Below are 15030 nucleotides of genomic sequence, written 5' to 3'. Positions count from 1 at the left end.
GAGCGCGCCGGCCGGTCAGCGGTCGGAGAAGTACAGCTCCACGATCCTGTCAGCCGTCCGCAGCGCGAGCGCCTGCCCCGTGTGCGTGGGGTTCGGCCCGCCGCCCCCGTTGGCCATCGCGCTGTGGTCGCCGACGAAGAGCCGGTCGACGTCGTACGCCTCGCAGTTCTCGTCGACGACCTTCCCCATCCGCATCGAGCTCTGCATGTGCAAGAGCAGAGGCGGCCAGTCCGACCGGTGGACGTGGTGCGCCCCCGCGCCCCGGAGGATGTCGGCCGCGACCTCGGCGAGCTCGTCGCGCTTTTCGTCGTCGTCGGGGTGCGGCTCCCACTGGACGAGCGGCACCGGCCCGTGCTCGTCCTCGAACGCCGGGTCGAGTTCGACGCCGTTGTTCTTCCGCGGGAGGTCGTCAGTGAGCACCAGGACCCCGATCGTCCGCTCGTAGTCCGCCATCTTCCGCTTCAGGTTCGCGTCGTTGAGGCGACCGCGGGTGTCCCACGGCGCGTCGTCGTCGACGACGGTGTCGAAGTTGTAGCCGGCCCGGCTGAACGCGTAGTGCGCGAACGCCGACAGCGCCGGACTCATGCCGATGCTCTCGAGGCCGCCGACGCCCGGCTTGTCGAACCGCGCCGCGGAGTTCTGCCCGACGTAGGGGCGGACGGTGTCCGAACCGATCGCCTCCCGGATGGCCTCCTCGTCGAACACGCCCACGACCCAGTCGAACCAGTGCGTGGTGAGGCCCTTTCCGACCCACTCGTTTTCGGGCAGATCGGAGTTGAGCCACAGCCGGGGCGTCTCGATGCAGCCGCCGGCCATGACGACGACCTCCGCGTCGATCGTCCCGGTCTCGCCGGTCCACGTGTCCCGGTACTCGAAGCCGGTCGCCGCGGGCGCCCCGAGGATCCCCTCCGTCACGACGTTCGTGACGAAGGTGTTCGGCCGGATTGTCACGTTCCCCGTGTCCAGCGCCCGCGGGACCCAGCTCACGTTGCTCGACTTGCGCGCCTTCTCCCTGACGGGCGCGTCGAGCGGCAGCGACCCGCCCTGGAAGTGGTGGCCCGAGAGCGTGGACCCCTCCACGTCCGGGTAGGTGAAGTCGCCCTCGTAGTTGTTCTCGACGCGGAGCTTCTCGTCGGGGTGGGCGATCGCGTTCGGCTGCGGGCGGTACCCCTCCGCGACGACGTTCTTCTCGTCGAGGAGCTCGTACCCCGCCTCCGCCGCGCCGTGGTAGAAGAGGGCCTCCTTGTCCGTCGTCGGGGCCGGCAGGACCGGGAGCTCCGCTTCGAGCAGCTGGTAGTACGGGACGAGGTCCGCGTAGTCGATCGGCCAGTGGCCCTGCTCGTCGATGGCGAGCGGATAGGACCGGGGGTGGTTCCCGAAGTAGTGGATCGTCGTCCCGCCGACGGCGGCGACCTGCCAGATGAACATGTTCTGCGGCTGGTTTCGGAACCAGGGCGCCCGGCTCCGATCGGCCGGGCCGACCCGGAGCTTCCCCGCCACGGGGTCGTTCGTCGCCTGCTCGCGGCGGTTGAGCTGCTCGTCCATCAGCCGCCCGTTCAGGTCGGCGGGGTCGGAGCTCTGCGTCGCGCCGGGCTCCTCGTGGGGGCGCTCCCACTTTTCGTTCCCGTGCCAGGGTCCGGCTTCGAGAACCAGCACGTCGAGCCCGTACTGCCCGAGTTTCCACGCCAGCGCCGGACCGTCGCCGCCCGCGCCGACGACGACGACGTCGTGTTTCGATTCGGCCATGGTCAGTACTCGTTCTCCGCGAATCCGTCCTCGTTCAGTTCGAACACGCCGTCGCCCGGGAAGTCCCGGAGGGCCGCGTACCCCGGCGACGGTCCCGGATAGCCGGTCTGGGCGTGGCTCTGGACCTCCCGCCGGAGGACTCGCTCGTTCGGCGGGTCGGTTTTCGTCTCGCCGTACCCCGACCACTCGCTGTAGTAGCCGAACTGGACGAACGCGTTCAGGCCGAACGAGACGAACTTGAGGATGCCGACGTGCGGGAGGAGGTCGTCGAGCGCGTCGTCGAGTTCGTCGACGACGCTCCCCTCGATGATCGACTCGACGACCCGAAGCCGATCGCGAGGCGCGAGTTTGGTGAACACGCCGCCCGCGGGGAATCGCTCGTTGAGGCTCGGCTCGCGCCTGTTCTTCCCCCGCGCGACGAACTCGGCGGCGACCACGTCGAGGGCGAGCGCGACGGCCTCCGCGTAGGGGTAGTTCGCCCGCGTCCGCTCGAACGTCCCGCCCTCGGTTTCGACGACGACTTCGAACTCGCCCGAGAGGACGCCCGTGTTCACCTCGAACCGGATCACGACCCCGACGTCGGCGTCGAGATCGGCGGCGCGCACCAGCGTGTCGAGCGCGCCGTCGACGAGTCCGACGTGCACCTCGTGGAAGTTGTTGAACGACCAGATGAGGTACTCTTCGAGGTCGATCGCCAGCGCGCCCGGTTCGTGCGCCTCCCCCAGTTCGGAGGCCAGCTCCGGCGTCGACGGGACGATCGCGTCCGCGACGGCGCGGTATGTGTCTTTCGTGTGCGGATCCGTCGCCGCGCCCGCCTCGGCGACGGCGCTCGCCGGTACCATCCCCAGCCCGCCGAGGGCGGCGACCCCCTGCAGCACGGAGCGCCGCGCGATCCCGGTCGGCTCGCGTTCGGTCTTGCGCATGTTGTGCCACTTGGTATCACAGATCGAGATTTATCGCTTCGGCCGAATCTATTCGGTTAATTAAAAAGTGATTTAATTCGACTCGAACGGACGGCGCGGAGAGATCTCGCCCGGCGAACGGCCGACCGCTGTCCTCTCGGAACCGTCGCACCGGTCGCGCCGGCCGCACCGGAAGGCGCGTCGCGACGATGCGGATCGGTCCGCGTCGCGGCGAGCGAGCGCCGCCGCGATGCGGACGAGAGCGGGCGGCGCGGCACTGTTCAGAGACGGACGTTACCGCCGGCGGTTTCGTGGAGTCGCTCAGCCGTCAGCCTGGTAGATTGAAAGGACGAGGGCTTTCTGGTGGTCCCCGATGGAACTCCTCGCGGCGACTGCGTATCCGAACACGACCGGGCGGCGCAACCCGACGTTTCATATGTCCGCTCGCCGCTTTGAGAAGCGAACACATGACGGGGGCGCGCGACCTGCTGACGGGCGGTGCGGAGGAGCCGGTGCGGATTCTCGACGCCGACGGAACGGTCGTCGCGCCGGACGTCGTACCGGAGCTCGACGACGAGACGCTGCGTTCGATGTACCGCGACATGCGGTTCTGTCGGCGGTTCGACGAGCGGGCGATAAGCCTCCAGCGGCAGGGCCGCATCGGCACCTACTCGTCGCTCGCCGGGCAGGAGGGGTCGCAGATCGGATCGACGTACGCCCTCGACGACGAGGACCTCATCTCCTACCAGTATCGCGAGCACGGCGCGGTCGTCGCGCGGGGGTTCCCGTGGGAGTACCTGCTCTACTGGGCGGGCCACGAGCGCGGCAACGAGGCGCTCGCGGACCTCAACGTGCTCCCGCTCAACATCACCATCGGCGACCACCTTCCGCACGTGGTCGGCGCGGCGTGGGCGGCGAAGCTCGAAGGCGACGACCGCGTGGCCGTCGCGCACTTCGGCGACGGCGCGACGAGCGAAGGGGACTTCCACGAGGCGATGAACTTCGCCGGCGTGTTCGACGTCCCGGCGGTGTTCGTCTGCAACAACAACGGGTGGGCCATCTCGACCCCCGCCGAGCGGCAGACCGCGAGCGAAACCTTCGCGCAGAAAGCCGTCGCCTACGGGTTCGAGGGCGTCCGAGTCGACGGGATGGACCCGCTCGCGACGTACGCGGTCGTCCGGGCCGCACGCGAGAAAGCGCGGAATCCGGGGGACGGACAGCGCCGACCGACGCTCGTCGAAGCCGTGCAGTACCGCTTCGGCGCGCACACGACCGCCGACGATCCGTCGGCGTACCGCGACGAGGCGGAGGTCGAACGCTGGAAGGCGAAGGATCCGATCGCGCGGTTCGAATCGTTCCTGCGCGACACGGGACGGCTCGACGACGAACGCGTCGACGAGATCGAAGACGAGATCGAGGCGACGCTCTCGCGCGCGGTCGAACGGGTCGAGAACTACGAGGCGAACCCCGACGAGATGTTCGAGCACGTCTTCGCCGAGATGACGGACGGCCTCCGCGAGCAGCGGGACTCCTTCCGACGACTCTACGGGGAGTACGGGGACGCGATCCGCCGCGGGGACGAGTAACGTCGTCGCGTCGGTCCGGTCGCCCGCGGCCGTTCGTCCGGTTGTTCGACGACCGGCGGACGGCGCTCGGCGAGCGCCCTCACGACAACTCTTATCAGTGTCGCGTTCGTGAGCGACGTATGACAGATACGGACGTCTTCGTCGGTCGCCTCATGAGTTCTCCCGTGCGGACCGTTTCCCCGGACACGCCGGTGCAACGCGCGGCGGAGACGATGCTGGAGCACGGCATCGGATCGGTCGTCGTCGCGGGCGCGCAGGACCGTCTAGAGGGGATCCTGACCGCGACCGACTTCGTTCGGATCGCCGCCGAGGGGCGGTCGCGGTCCGACGAGACGGTGGCGGCGTACATGAGCACGGACGTCGTCACGACCACGGCGAACGCACCGATCACCGACGTCGCGGACGCGATGATCGAACACGGGTTCCATCACGTGCCGGTCGTCGACGAGACGGAGGGGGTGATCGGCATGATCACGACGACGGACCTCACGTCGTACCTCTCGCACGCCGAGGCGCCGAGCTCGTCCTGACCGACGCGCGGACGCCTTTCCCGCCGACCGGCCGCACTCGCGGACGGGGGGCGGGCGTCACGGGCTGGGGACGGGCGAATCCGCGTCCCGCGCGGACTCGCGGAGGCGTTCCTGCTCGTCGGCGTCCATCTCCTCGTACGTCCGCGCGGCCTCCAGGATCGCCGGGACGAGTTGGGGGTCTCCCGCGCTCGGAACGGAGGTCATCCCCTGTGAGAGCGCGTAGCGGAGGCACGCTTCGATCTCCTCGGGCGTGTCGTAGGGCTGGTACCAGGTGCCGTAGGGTCGTTCGCCCTCGGGAACGCTCTCGGGCCACGGTCGCTCGGCGAACGCCTTGATGCAGAGCGTGCCGAGGCCGCGCTCGCGCGCGAAGTCGAGGACCGAGCGGTAGTCGTACTCCGGCCCCTCCTTGGCGTCCAGCGTGTAGTTGAACGGAAACATCACCGTCTCCAATTCCGGAATGCGCTTTATCGCCGTCCGAACGACGCTCGGGTCGCCGTGGCTCGTCAGGCCGATGTGACCGATGATCCCCTCGTCTTTCGCCTCCTTGAACGCCGCGAGCGCGCCCTCGTCGTGATCCTGCGCCATCTCCGGCCGGTACTCGCCGGTGACGGCGTCGAGTTCGTCGTACCGGGTGAGCGCGTGGAACTGGTACAGGTCGATGTGGTCGACGCCGAGGCGATCGAGCGAGCGGTGGAGCTCGCCCCACGCGCCGTAGTAGGTGCGCTCCTGGGTCTTGCAGCCCAGAAATATCTCGTCGCGGCGTTCGTTCAGCTTGGGCGCGAGTTTCAGTTCGGCGTCGCCGTACGTCGGCGCGACGTCGAAGTGGTTGACGCCGGCGGCGAGGACGTCTTCGACCATCCGATCAGCGTCCTCCTGATCGAGGAAGTCGAGCGCGATAGCGCCGAACGTGAGGATCGAGCTCTCGTGGCCCGTCTCTCCGAGCGGTCGGGTGTCCATAGCGTGTCACGGGGTGGCGAACACAAAACTCTACGCCCGCCGATTCGACCTCCCGCGTCGGCCGAATCCGTCGGCGCGTCGGTTCCCCGAAGACGCCGGTCCGACCGGCGTGACAAACGGTACCGCGAGTCTCCGATAACTTAAATGGGCGCACCGCATATGAGGGATGTGAGCGAAGAAACGGGGCGTCGGAACCTCCGAATGCCCAACAAGGACGAGCTGTTCGCGGTCGTAACCGAACACAACGGCGGGAACCACGTCCGCGTCCGCTGCGAGGACGGCGAGGAGCGGATGGGGCGGATCCCCGGCAGGATGAAGTACCGGACCTGGATCAACGAGGGCGACGTCGTCCTCGTCGAACCGTGGGACTGGCAGGACGAGAAGGCCAACATCGAGTGGCGCTACACCGGTCAGGACGCGGACCAGCTCCGCCGCGAAGGTCACATTCAGTAATTTTCCCGGGGACGAGGCTTCCTCGTCGGGTTCGTCGACTGCGGTCATCCGCCAGCGGTAGCCGGAGATCGTCGGCCGGAGCCGAAGCGAGATAGCGAGTGCGTAGAGCCGTCGAAAGCGTCGGATCGCCCCGGCGGCGGTCCGGTAGCGGGGACGCTACCCGACGTACCGTCGCCCCCTCGGACGACCCGTCGTGGGTTCGCCGGTGTCAGCCACCGCGCCGGTTTCGCGGAGTGACGCGCCGACCCGTCACCAGATGCGCGCTGTACGTGACGAGAGAGAGGTACGCTACCGTCGCCGCCCTCGCGGGGGCTCCCAGGCCGGCGTACGTCGCCCAGACCGCGACGAACGGCGACCGAACGCCCCACCGCGCCGGGTCGAAGAGCGTCGCCGGCGACGGTACCGCGGCCGCCGCGCCCTCCTCGCGATCCCAGTCGCGGTCGGTCCCCCGCCCGTCGGTCGCCTTCTCATCCCCGAACGACGGTCGCTCGGCTATCACGTGTTCGCACTCGGGACAGACGTAACGGACGGTCCCGTCCGCCGCGGAACGGAGTCGCCAGTCGCCGTCGACGAGGCTCGCGTGTCGACAGACCTGGCAGAAGAGGGTCGACTTTCGCGTCGGGGGAGGTGTCTGTGGCGGCTCGTCGCTCATAGGTGGTGGTCGTCGGGTGGACCACAAAGCGGTGGTGGTTAATGGAGCTAGATGACCTAGAGTGGTACCCGTTATCGAGACTCGCATATACGGGCGAACGCCGTCGCCGGCGGTCGATTCGGTCCCGCCCGATTCCCGTTCGACGGGAGGGACGACGCGCCCGACGAACCGAGCACGCGGAGACGGGCGCGATATCCTTCTGTCGCCTCGACGGACGGTCCGGACTCGGACGGCACTACTCACTCGACGCGGACGGGGTCGATCCGGCGACGAGGTCGGCGATGGCGCGTCGTTTGAGCGCGACGAACCCCGCGAAAACGACGAGAAACCCGACGAGCGTGAGGGCGGTCACCCGCTCGCCGAGGAAGACGACGCCGGCGACCGTGGCGACGACGGGAACGAGATACGCGACGAGGCTCGTCTCCAGCGCGCCGCGAACGTCAAGCAGCGTGTAGTAGATGTAGAACGCGACGGCCGTGGCGAAGACGCCGAGGTAGACCACCGCTGCCTGCGCGGTCAGCGTGGCCGGCAGCGAGAACGGTTCGCCCACCGAGAGGCTCGCCGCGTGGAGGATGACCCCGCCGACCGCCATCGACCAACCGGAGAGGGCGGCCCGGTCGAGCATCGGACGCGAGCGCTGAACGAGAACGCCGCCGAGCGAGACGGAGGCGACCTGGCCGAGGACGAGCAGTTTTCCGAGCGTGTCCCCGGCGAGGAGGTTGCTCGGGTCCGGGCGGACGACGAGGCCGACGCCGACGAACCCGAGCAGGATTCCGAACGCGCCCGACGCCGAAACCCGCTCTTCGGGGAGGATACCCAGCGCCCACAGCGTCGTCGCGATGGGGACCAGACTCTGCATGACCGCCGCGACGCCGGACGGGACCGTCTGCTGGCCGACGAACAGGAAGACGTTGCCCGCGACGAGAAAGACGCCGCCGGCGAGCACCGCCGCCAGGTCCCGCTCCGCGCTGGGGTACCAGTCGGTCGTGCGGGCGACTCCGTATCCGACGAGCAGTACGGCCGCGATGTCGTACCTGAACGCGGCGAACAGCACCGGCTCCAGCGACCGGAGCCCGACGCTGATCGCGGGGAATGTGAGCCCCCACAGCGTCGCGAGAAGGACGAACAGACCGGCGGCCGAGTAGCGACTTCGCACCTGTCGCGGTTCGCCGTCCATCGGGTTATGGTTCCTGATTCGTCGCGGGGATCGAGTACTCCGTCCGGGCCTTCATCGAAAGCGGACGCGTCCCGGCGATTCGGGCACTATCGCGGGGGCGGCCCGTCTCGTAACTGGCTCTTCGACCCGCCGTCCGCTCACCCGCCGCGGGATCGAACCACGACCGTGTTCGCGACGAGATCCCCGATTCGCTGTCGTCGTCCGGTGAGGGAGATGCTGAGAAACCCGACGAGGTACGCGAACGGGAGCGCGTCGACGAAGCGCAGGGCCGTCCTGCTCGCCGCCGCGGCGTAGTTGCAGCGGGACCCGTCTCCCCCGACGACGGCGATACCGGCGACCCTCTTCCCGACCGTCTGTCCGCCGCGTCCCTCCAGAACGACGTGGTACGCCGACCCGACGACCGTAGCGAGCAGCCCGAACGCGAGCGCTCGAACCGCGACCGATCGGTCGCGCCGAGCCGCGACGGCGTAGACCCCGCCGCCGACGAGAACGAGGTCCACGAGGTACGCGAACACCCGCCGCCGGACCGACGCGACTTCCATCTCACCTCCGGGCGTCGTCGATTCCATACGCGTACGGAGGTCGCCCGCCGACGTATACGTGTTCGGAATCGCGCGACTCCGAAGTCTTATCGCCGCCCGTCCCCAATCGTCGGTGTGACGTCGAGGTGCCACAGTGCGTAGGGGGATGCCGGCCCGATTGGGTCCCTATCGGCTGTTGCTCCTCTTTGCGGTTTTCGCGGTCGGAAGGCGGGTTCTTCGCGGGGGCGACTCCCGGGAGGCGCTGGCGATCCCCGGCGCGGGAGACGTTCCGCTCCTCGTAGTCGTCGCCGGCGGGATTCTCGTCCTCGCCGGTGCCTTCGCCCTCCGGTCGGGGTTTTTCACCCGTCGGGGCGCTTCGTCCCCCGGAGGGATCGCGGATTCGGCGGAGACCGAGTACGCCTGTCGCGTCTGCGGCCGGGACCTCGAACGGTATCGAAACAGGTGTCCCCACTGCGAGACGCGCGACCCGGTGGGGCCGGACGGAGAGTGGTGACGATAGCTCCCCGTCTGAGCGCCGGGAACGGCACCGCAGACCGGGATAGACGTCGTCATCGTCAAACCGACGGTCGTGGCGACCGACTTTTACGACCGCGTGCGCGACGAGCTCGTCGACGCCGATCACGAGGCGGCGTACACCGACCTCTACGACCGCCTCACCCGCGCGTCGCGACCGCCTGACGGCCGAAGTTCCGCACGGCGGCCGTGTACGCCCTCGGTCGGTGGAGGTTACAGACGTGGCCGACGCCGTCGATCACCTCGACGCGCGCGTCGCGTGCGGCCGCGGCGTGGTCCTCTTCGCCCCGTCTCATGACGAGGTCCCGCTCGCCGTTGAGCACGAGCGACGGCCCGGGGTAGGCGGCGAACGCGGACCGGAAGTCCCGCCCGGCGAGGTACGGCCCCGCGTTCCCGAACTCCCTGGGGTAGAACCCGGAGCCGATGATCTCCTCCGCGACGTCCGGCGGGAGGTCCCGCTTTCGGACCCATCGCTCGGCGTACCGCCGGACGCCCCGTTCGACGAGGTCGCTCCTCGTCGCCAGACGCGCCGTACCGCCGACGACACGCGTGACGAGCTCCATCCCGTCGACCGGGTTGGCGCTGCTCCCCGAGATCACCAGCCCGTCGACCTTGTCGGGGTGCCGACGCGCGTACTCCGTCGCCACGTATCCGCCGAGCGAGAGGCCCACCACGAGCGCGTTCCCGTCGGCCGTCGTCTCGACGGTCTCGTCGAGCAGCTCCACGGCGGGCCCGAACTCGAACGGACCGTCGGCGCGCGCGCCGTGGCCGGGCAGGTCCGGCGCGGCGATCCGAAACTCCTCCGACAGCGCTCGGCGCTGCGGCGCCCACATCTTCCGCGTGAAGACCGATCCGTGGACGAACACGATCGGCTGTGCGTCGGGCGGGCCGGCGACGTCGACGCCCCGGAGCCCCGTCTCGGCTGTCGTTTCGTTCATGGGGCCGTGATATCCGGTCGGGAGGTCCTTAGGTCATGTGTCCATAGCGGGTGAGTCTCTTTTCGCTCTACCAACCGAGCGGCCGAGCGCCGCGTCCGATCACGCCCGGAGTCGAGGCTCGGGGCGGGTGAACAGTGACCGCCCGGCGACGACGTTCGAAGATGAGGCGAACGGGGGAACCGAGCGGCGAAATCGGAACTTCCGGACCCAGTTCGCGGACGATACCGAAGCACAATCGGATTAAATCCGGGCGTCCAACGATATCACATGGCAACTACTGACACCGAGGATAACCTCCTTCGCGTCGTCCTCGTCGTTCTCGGCGTCGTCGTGCTGTTCCCGCTGTTAATGATGGTGTTCGCGATGCCCATGATGGGAATGATGGGCTGGTGGTGGGGCCCCGGCGGAACGACGGGGCTCTCGCCGCTGTGGGGGGTCGGGATGATGCTCGTCTGGCTCGTCGTCCTCGTGGGGATCGGGTACTTCCTCTACCGCGGCCTCGTCGGTCGCGCCGACGCCGGTCGCTCCGGCGACCCGGCGCTCGAAGCGCTCCGACTGGCCTACGCTCGCGGGGAGCTCTCGGACCAGGAGTACGAGGAGCGCCGTGAGCGGCTTCGGGCCGGAGAGTAGGGTTCGTCGAGGTCCGCGTCCGTTCGACGGGTTTCGTTTGCCCCGGACGACGGTAGCGAAGAACGAGAGCGCGCCGCTGTCGACCGGGACGAGTCGAACGCGACGTGACGAACCGGCGTCAGTGCAGGCCGAACATTCGAAGCATCCAGCGCCCGTCGACGGGGTGATAGAACGGTCCGTCCCCGGAAGTTATCGGGATAGCTAGCGGAGCGAATAGAGAAGATCCCACTCATTACGTCGTCTATCCGTAAAATCGATGACCTCGGCACTCGCAACTCGGGGTCTGTCCGCGTTTCAGTACGTCTCCACGTCGACGCCGAGGGCTTCGAAATCCTCGACGTTGGCAGTGAGGACAGGCTCGTCGTAGATATCCGAGACTGCCCCGACCACCGGATCGACCTTGTCGATGCCGCTCTCACCGCCGGCCTTCCGGTCGGCCCGTGCGAGCAACTGTCCGGCGCGGCGAGCGATCGTCTCGTCCTGTTCGACGACCGGATACATTCTGAGCGCGTTCTGGACGTTCCTCCGTTCTCCCTCGTCGCCGAACTCGGCACCGTAGGTGAGTTCCATGACGACCGGTGCGGGAACGCGCTGTACGGTCTGGGCCTCGGAAAGCTCGGTTCCTTTTTCGAACGCACCGCGCCGGCCGTCGAAGAGGTCGATCAGGAACGAGGTGTCGAGGATCACTCGAATCGTCCCCGGAGTTCGCGCTTCCCTTCGACATCGGATTTCCGCTTTTCCTCCAGACGGTCCCGCATGAGCGCCGCTGTCTCGGACGAGAGTATACCGGCGACGTCCTCCGGGTGCGGCCCTCCGATGAGGCGACGGAGCGTCTCTTCCATCGTCTCGTCCTCCCGTTTGTGCGCTTTCACGAACTCGTGGAACTCTTCGGAGACGCGAACCGATTTGCTCATATTGCCGTATACTCGCGTATACGAGTTTATCAACCTTCGGTCGCGGTTCGGATCGCTCGTTCCGTCGGTCGCCTGCGTCCGATTCCGCGTGACGGTTGCGTGCGACGTGACCGGTGGCCTCTGTCTACCGTGGCCAGAACCGGATACTTCCAGAGACGCCGTCTATCCGTAAAATCGGTGGCCTCGGCACTCACGACTTATCTGCTGTCCATAATTGGTCGATTAGAGACACTATCGAGCACGCACAGGCCGTAATTCAGTTTTACTCAACTGTTCATCAAAGACGACGTGTTTCGACATCTACCCCAGGAATCTGGGGTTACTGCGCTTGTGACGTGATCTGAATCCACAGTATCCCTCCAGAAAGGGCAGCCATCTTTTCGCCGACCGGTCAGCAGTAGTGGATTCCGCGATCGTCTTCCTCTCGATTGTCGAGGTGTGCATCGACCGCCTTCACGACGTCTCCGATATCTCGTCCAGCCTGCTGAACGTAGATAATCCCCGCGTGTTCGAGTCCGGAGCCTTCGACGAGCGAGAGGAAGTCGTCGTCGAACGTCACCAGAATCCAGTCGTTTTCGAATGCATACGAGAGGTGCTCTCGGTCGGGATCGCCCAACCGCTCTTCGTCACGAGCGGTGTGAACTGTCCAGCCACGACGGCGGAGACCGTCCGCGACGGGAATCCAGATACTCTCGTCACAGTATAGCGGTCTCATGCCTGAGCCGGCTCTACCGATCGGAAGTCGTCGATGTGATCGTAATAATACGCAAGCGCACGGTGAACCTCACCGAGCGAGAGATCCGGATACAGCTGGGTAATCTCGTCGGGGTCGTACCCGCTGTGTTCGTAAGCAATCGCGACGTCTTTCACTCGAATGCCGGTCCCCTCGATGGTCGGTGCACTGTCACTGTGCTCGGGGTCCCGAACGATGCTCATATCTCCGTATTCGCACGCTATCGGTATTAAAAACGCGGTCCTGGGTCCCTTCAGCGGCGGTCACGGATTCAGGCCCCAGTCGACGTCTTCCTCGACGACCGCTCGCTCCTTTCCTGCGCGCTCGACTTTCGTCCGGCCGACGCGTTCGATAGCTCCCCCGCGGTCGAGTTCCCCGTTCAGGTACTGTGCGAGTACGATATCTTCCCAGAAGTCTTCGAGTCCGCGTTCGAGAGCCTGCTCGAAGACTTCGAACTCGGGAAGGCCGTGAGCCTCCGCGATTTCTCGAACCCGGTCGGAAAGTTCGGCAGCCATACACCGTGCTTGACCGGCAACGTTCATAAATTCGTGTTCGACCGGTCAGTCGTGGTTGAGTACCACGTGACCGGGGCCTATGGATACCGTGGCCATCGACAGATGCCACGAGAGACACCGTCTATCCGTAAAATCGGTGGCCTCGGCACTCATAGGGCTCGTCACCGTCGAGCGCCACCCCGACTCGGAGCGGTACGATCGTCATCGGCCATCGACGACTACCCGCCGCCGGCAAAAATCCGTTCCGCTCGCGAACCGGGCGACGAAACCGGCCGCGCGACCGACCGCGTCCCGCACGGCCGCATCACGTCCGCCCGTCTCCGCCGGATCCGCCGTCCGTCGCCGCGTCCGGAACCGCCGCGACGTCCGTCGAATCGGCGTCGGATCCGTCTCCCTCGGCGGCCGCTCTCGCGACGGGCGTGTTCAGGAACGTCAACAGGGAGTAGAGCGCGGTCATGTTGTTCTCGCCGCCCTCGTGGTCGCGGTAGCACCGGAGCGCGCCCTCGTGATCGAGGAACGGCAGGCCGCGCTGGAGGTCCGCCGTCCGGCGGATCGTCTCCTCGGCGAACTCCCGCGCGCGGAGCAGTTCGCAGCGGTCGGGCCACGGCGCGTGATCGAGGTACGGTTCCGGGGGCTCCTCCTCCGAGACGTGCTTCCGCCAGAACCCGGTGAGGTTGTCCCCGAGGTAGTCCGCGACGAACGGGTACTTGAGCGGGACGCCGGTCCGGGCGTGAGGAATCTCCGCCAGGTCGGGGTCGAGTCGCTCCACCGCCGCGTTGATGAGATTCCGCCGGAGGAAGTACTTGACCGGGATCGTCCGGTGGAGGTCGATCATCCGGTTGTCGAGAAACGGCGTCCGGTAGGGGCACAGCTGCATCAGGCTCCGCGAGAAGATCGCGTCCGTGTCCGCGCCCATCGGGTAGTAGTCGCCGTACATGACGAGGTCGCGCACCGACGGGTACGTGACGCCGTGGCTCTCGACGCCGGCGTCGGTCCGGCGGACGTTCGCCCGGAGGACCTGCGCGAGCGATCGGTCGGCCCCGAAGTACGGAAGCGGCTCGACCGCGTCTTTCGTCTGCGCCCGGACGTACTCCTCGACGCCGTCGACGCCGCGACCCACGGGCAGCGTGACGGTCCCGATCGATCCGAGATCGAGGCGGCGAGTCGCGAGCGGCCCGCCGGCGAACAGCATGTCGGCGTAGAGCCCCGAAACGAGGACGTCCACATCGGAGGCGATCTCGTCCTCGAAGCCGGTGAAGTACGCCTGGTCGAACCAGCCGCTGAAGTTCGAGATGGCCGGAGACGTTTCGAGCAGTCGGGCGTCGTACTCCGGGTCGCGCTCCAGAAACCGGAACTCGTCGCCGTTGACGGCGGCCGCCCGGCGGGCGGTCCGGGCCTCCCTGCTTAGCCAGTCGGCGTTGTGGAACGACGTGAGCGGCTGGTCGACGGCCGCCTGCACGAGGCGGGAGTCGCTGCCGCCGCTCAACAGGAGCCCGTAATCGAGGTCGTCGGAGGTCCACTCGCTCAGCACGCGTTCGAACGTCCCGGCGAGCTCGTCGACGACGTCCGGGAACGGCCGGTCGACGGGGTCGTACGTCGGCCGCCAGTAGGTGTCCGTCGCCGTCGAGAGCGTGTCGAGATCCGCGGTGACGACCGAGGCCGGGGGAAACTCCTCGACCCCCGAGATCGGCGTTTTCACGCCGTAGACGCGGCGGAGGTGGAAGTACTCGGCGAGGTACCCGCGGTCGAACGAAACGTCGAACTCCGGGTGGTGCACCAGCGACTGCAAGTTCGACGTGAAGAGCAGCCCGCCGTCGGGGAGGCGGGCGCGAAAGATCGGGCGCGTGGCGAGGCGGTCGGTGGCGAACGACAGCGTCCCCGCGTCCCGGTCGCGGACGAGGAGCGCGAAGTCGCCGTTCAGCCCCGAGACGAACGCCGTCCCGAGCGCCTCGTACAGCTCGGCGCAGAAGTCCGCGCTCCCGTCGGGGCCGTTGTCGCGCGGGACGTGGCCCGACCCGGTCTGGTAGCCGTAGACGTCGCCCCAGACCCAGATGTCGACGTCCCCCCCGTCGGCGCGGACGGGCTGGTCGTCGACGAGCAGCGGGTGAAACGAGCCGTGGATCTCAACCCGGTCGTCGGCGTACGAGAAGGACGCCTCCCCGTCGCGCCATCGGATCGCGTCGACGAACGCCGACGGGAGGTCGTCGTCGCTCCCGACGACGCCGCACAGGCCGACCATCGG

The 15030-nt window shown here is 67.6% G+C and carries 18 protein-coding genes; 5 read left to right on the top strand and 13 right to left on the bottom strand.

The window, feature by feature from the left end:
- Positions 1-15: 15 nt before the first annotated feature.
- A complete protein-coding gene (locus CNO20_RS03055) occupies positions 16-1746 on the bottom strand; it encodes a GMC family oxidoreductase N-terminal domain-containing protein (RefSeq protein WP_101294535.1) in 1731 nt (576 codons plus the stop codon).
- A 2-nt stretch (positions 1747-1748) separates the two neighbouring features.
- Positions 1749-2669, bottom strand: a complete 921-nt coding sequence (locus CNO20_RS03050) for a hypothetical protein (RefSeq protein WP_101294534.1) — start codon at positions 2667-2669, stop codon at positions 1749-1751.
- Between the two features lie 446 nt (positions 2670-3115).
- Here CNO20_RS03050 and pdhA point away from each other — a divergent pair, with 446 nt between their 5' ends.
- Complete coding sequence (pdhA, locus tag CNO20_RS03045) at positions 3116-4234, top strand: pyruvate dehydrogenase (acetyl-transferring) E1 component subunit alpha (protein WP_101294533.1); 1119 nt, start codon at positions 3116-3118, stop codon at positions 4232-4234.
- Between the two features lie 119 nt (positions 4235-4353).
- Positions 4354-4764 carry a CBS domain-containing protein gene (locus CNO20_RS03040; protein WP_101294532.1) on the top strand — a complete coding sequence of 137 codons (411 nt, stop codon included), beginning with the start codon at positions 4354-4356 and terminating at the stop codon, positions 4762-4764.
- Positions 4765-4821: 57 nt separating this feature from the next.
- Here the strand turns inward: CNO20_RS03040 and CNO20_RS03035 are convergent, their stop codons facing one another.
- Positions 4822-5721: an aldo/keto reductase gene (locus tag CNO20_RS03035; RefSeq protein ID WP_101294531.1), complete on the bottom strand. Its 900-nt coding sequence runs from the start codon at positions 5719-5721 to the stop codon at positions 4822-4824.
- Positions 5722-5889: 168 nt separating this feature from the next.
- On the opposite strand from CNO20_RS03035, the gene eif1A reads away from it, so the two are divergent.
- On the top strand, positions 5890-6174 hold the full coding sequence (gene eif1A, locus CNO20_RS03030; RefSeq protein WP_101294530.1) for a translation initiation factor eIF-1A: 285 nt from the start codon (positions 5890-5892) through the stop codon (positions 6172-6174).
- A gap of 208 nt (positions 6175-6382) precedes the next feature.
- Here eif1A and CNO20_RS23180 read toward each other — a convergent pair whose 3' ends face one another.
- The 3 genes from CNO20_RS23180 to CNO20_RS03015 form a co-directional block, all read right to left on the bottom strand.
- Positions 6383-6826 carry a DUF8106 domain-containing protein gene (locus tag CNO20_RS23180; protein ID WP_199174703.1) on the bottom strand — a complete coding sequence of 148 codons (444 nt, stop codon included), beginning with the start codon at positions 6824-6826 and terminating at the stop codon, positions 6383-6385.
- 235 nt (positions 6827-7061) lie between these two features.
- A complete protein-coding gene (locus CNO20_RS03020; RefSeq protein WP_199174702.1) occupies positions 7062-7982 on the bottom strand; it encodes a DMT family transporter in 921 nt (306 codons plus the stop codon).
- Between the two features lie 158 nt (positions 7983-8140).
- A complete protein-coding gene (locus CNO20_RS03015; protein WP_101294528.1) occupies positions 8141-8572 on the bottom strand; it encodes an RDD family protein in 432 nt (143 codons plus the stop codon).
- A gap of 106 nt (positions 8573-8678) precedes the next feature.
- Between CNO20_RS03015 and CNO20_RS03010 the strand changes: the two genes are divergently transcribed.
- Positions 8679-9038 carry a hypothetical protein gene (locus CNO20_RS03010; protein WP_199174701.1) on the top strand — a complete coding sequence of 120 codons (360 nt, stop codon included), beginning with the start codon at positions 8679-8681 and terminating at the stop codon, positions 9036-9038.
- 160 nt (positions 9039-9198) lie between these two features.
- Here CNO20_RS03010 and CNO20_RS03000 read toward each other — a convergent pair whose 3' ends face one another.
- Entirely contained in the window at positions 9199-9996 is a 798-nt protein-coding gene (locus tag CNO20_RS03000) for an alpha/beta fold hydrolase (protein ID WP_101294527.1), read from the bottom strand.
- Between the two features lie 267 nt (positions 9997-10263).
- Here CNO20_RS03000 and CNO20_RS02995 point away from each other — a divergent pair, with 267 nt between their 5' ends.
- A complete protein-coding gene (locus CNO20_RS02995; protein WP_101294526.1) occupies positions 10264-10626 on the top strand; it encodes an SHOCT domain-containing protein in 363 nt (120 codons plus the stop codon).
- 294 nt (positions 10627-10920) lie between these two features.
- On the opposite strand, the gene CNO20_RS02990 is transcribed toward CNO20_RS02995, so the two are convergent.
- From CNO20_RS02990 to CNO20_RS02970, 6 genes are all read right to left on the bottom strand, one after another.
- Positions 10921-11313 carry a PIN domain-containing protein gene (locus tag CNO20_RS02990; protein ID WP_101294525.1) on the bottom strand — a complete coding sequence of 131 codons (393 nt, stop codon included), beginning with the start codon at positions 11311-11313 and terminating at the stop codon, positions 10921-10923.
- A complete protein-coding gene (locus tag CNO20_RS02985; protein WP_101294524.1) occupies positions 11310-11540 on the bottom strand; it encodes a hypothetical protein in 231 nt (76 codons plus the stop codon). The genes CNO20_RS02990 and CNO20_RS02985 overlap by 4 nt, the downstream gene beginning before the upstream one ends.
- A 391-nt stretch (positions 11541-11931) precedes the next feature.
- Positions 11932-12255, bottom strand: a complete 324-nt coding sequence (locus tag CNO20_RS24250) for a DUF5615 family PIN-like protein (protein ID WP_158237356.1) — start codon at positions 12253-12255, stop codon at positions 11932-11934.
- On the bottom strand, positions 12252-12476 hold the full coding sequence (locus CNO20_RS02980; protein ID WP_101294523.1) for a DUF433 domain-containing protein: 225 nt from the start codon (positions 12474-12476) through the stop codon (positions 12252-12254). Before CNO20_RS02980 ends, CNO20_RS24250 begins: the two co-directional genes overlap by 4 nt.
- Positions 12477-12536: 60 nt before the next feature.
- Positions 12537-12788, bottom strand: coding sequence for a hypothetical protein (locus tag CNO20_RS02975; RefSeq protein WP_101294522.1), 252 nt, complete (start codon positions 12786-12788; stop codon positions 12537-12539).
- 304 nt (positions 12789-13092) lie between these two features.
- Positions 13093-15027, bottom strand: coding sequence for an asparagine synthase-related protein (locus CNO20_RS02970; protein WP_101294521.1), 1935 nt, complete (start codon positions 15025-15027; stop codon positions 13093-13095).
- Positions 15028-15030 lie beyond the last annotated feature (3 nt).

The organism is Halegenticoccus soli (assembly GCF_002844195.1).
GTDB lineage: Archaea > Halobacteriota > Halobacteria > Halobacteriales > Haloferacaceae > Halegenticoccus > Halegenticoccus soli.
Note: the sequence above shows the minus strand (reverse complement) of the source record. Positions and strands in the feature narration are given on the sequence as shown.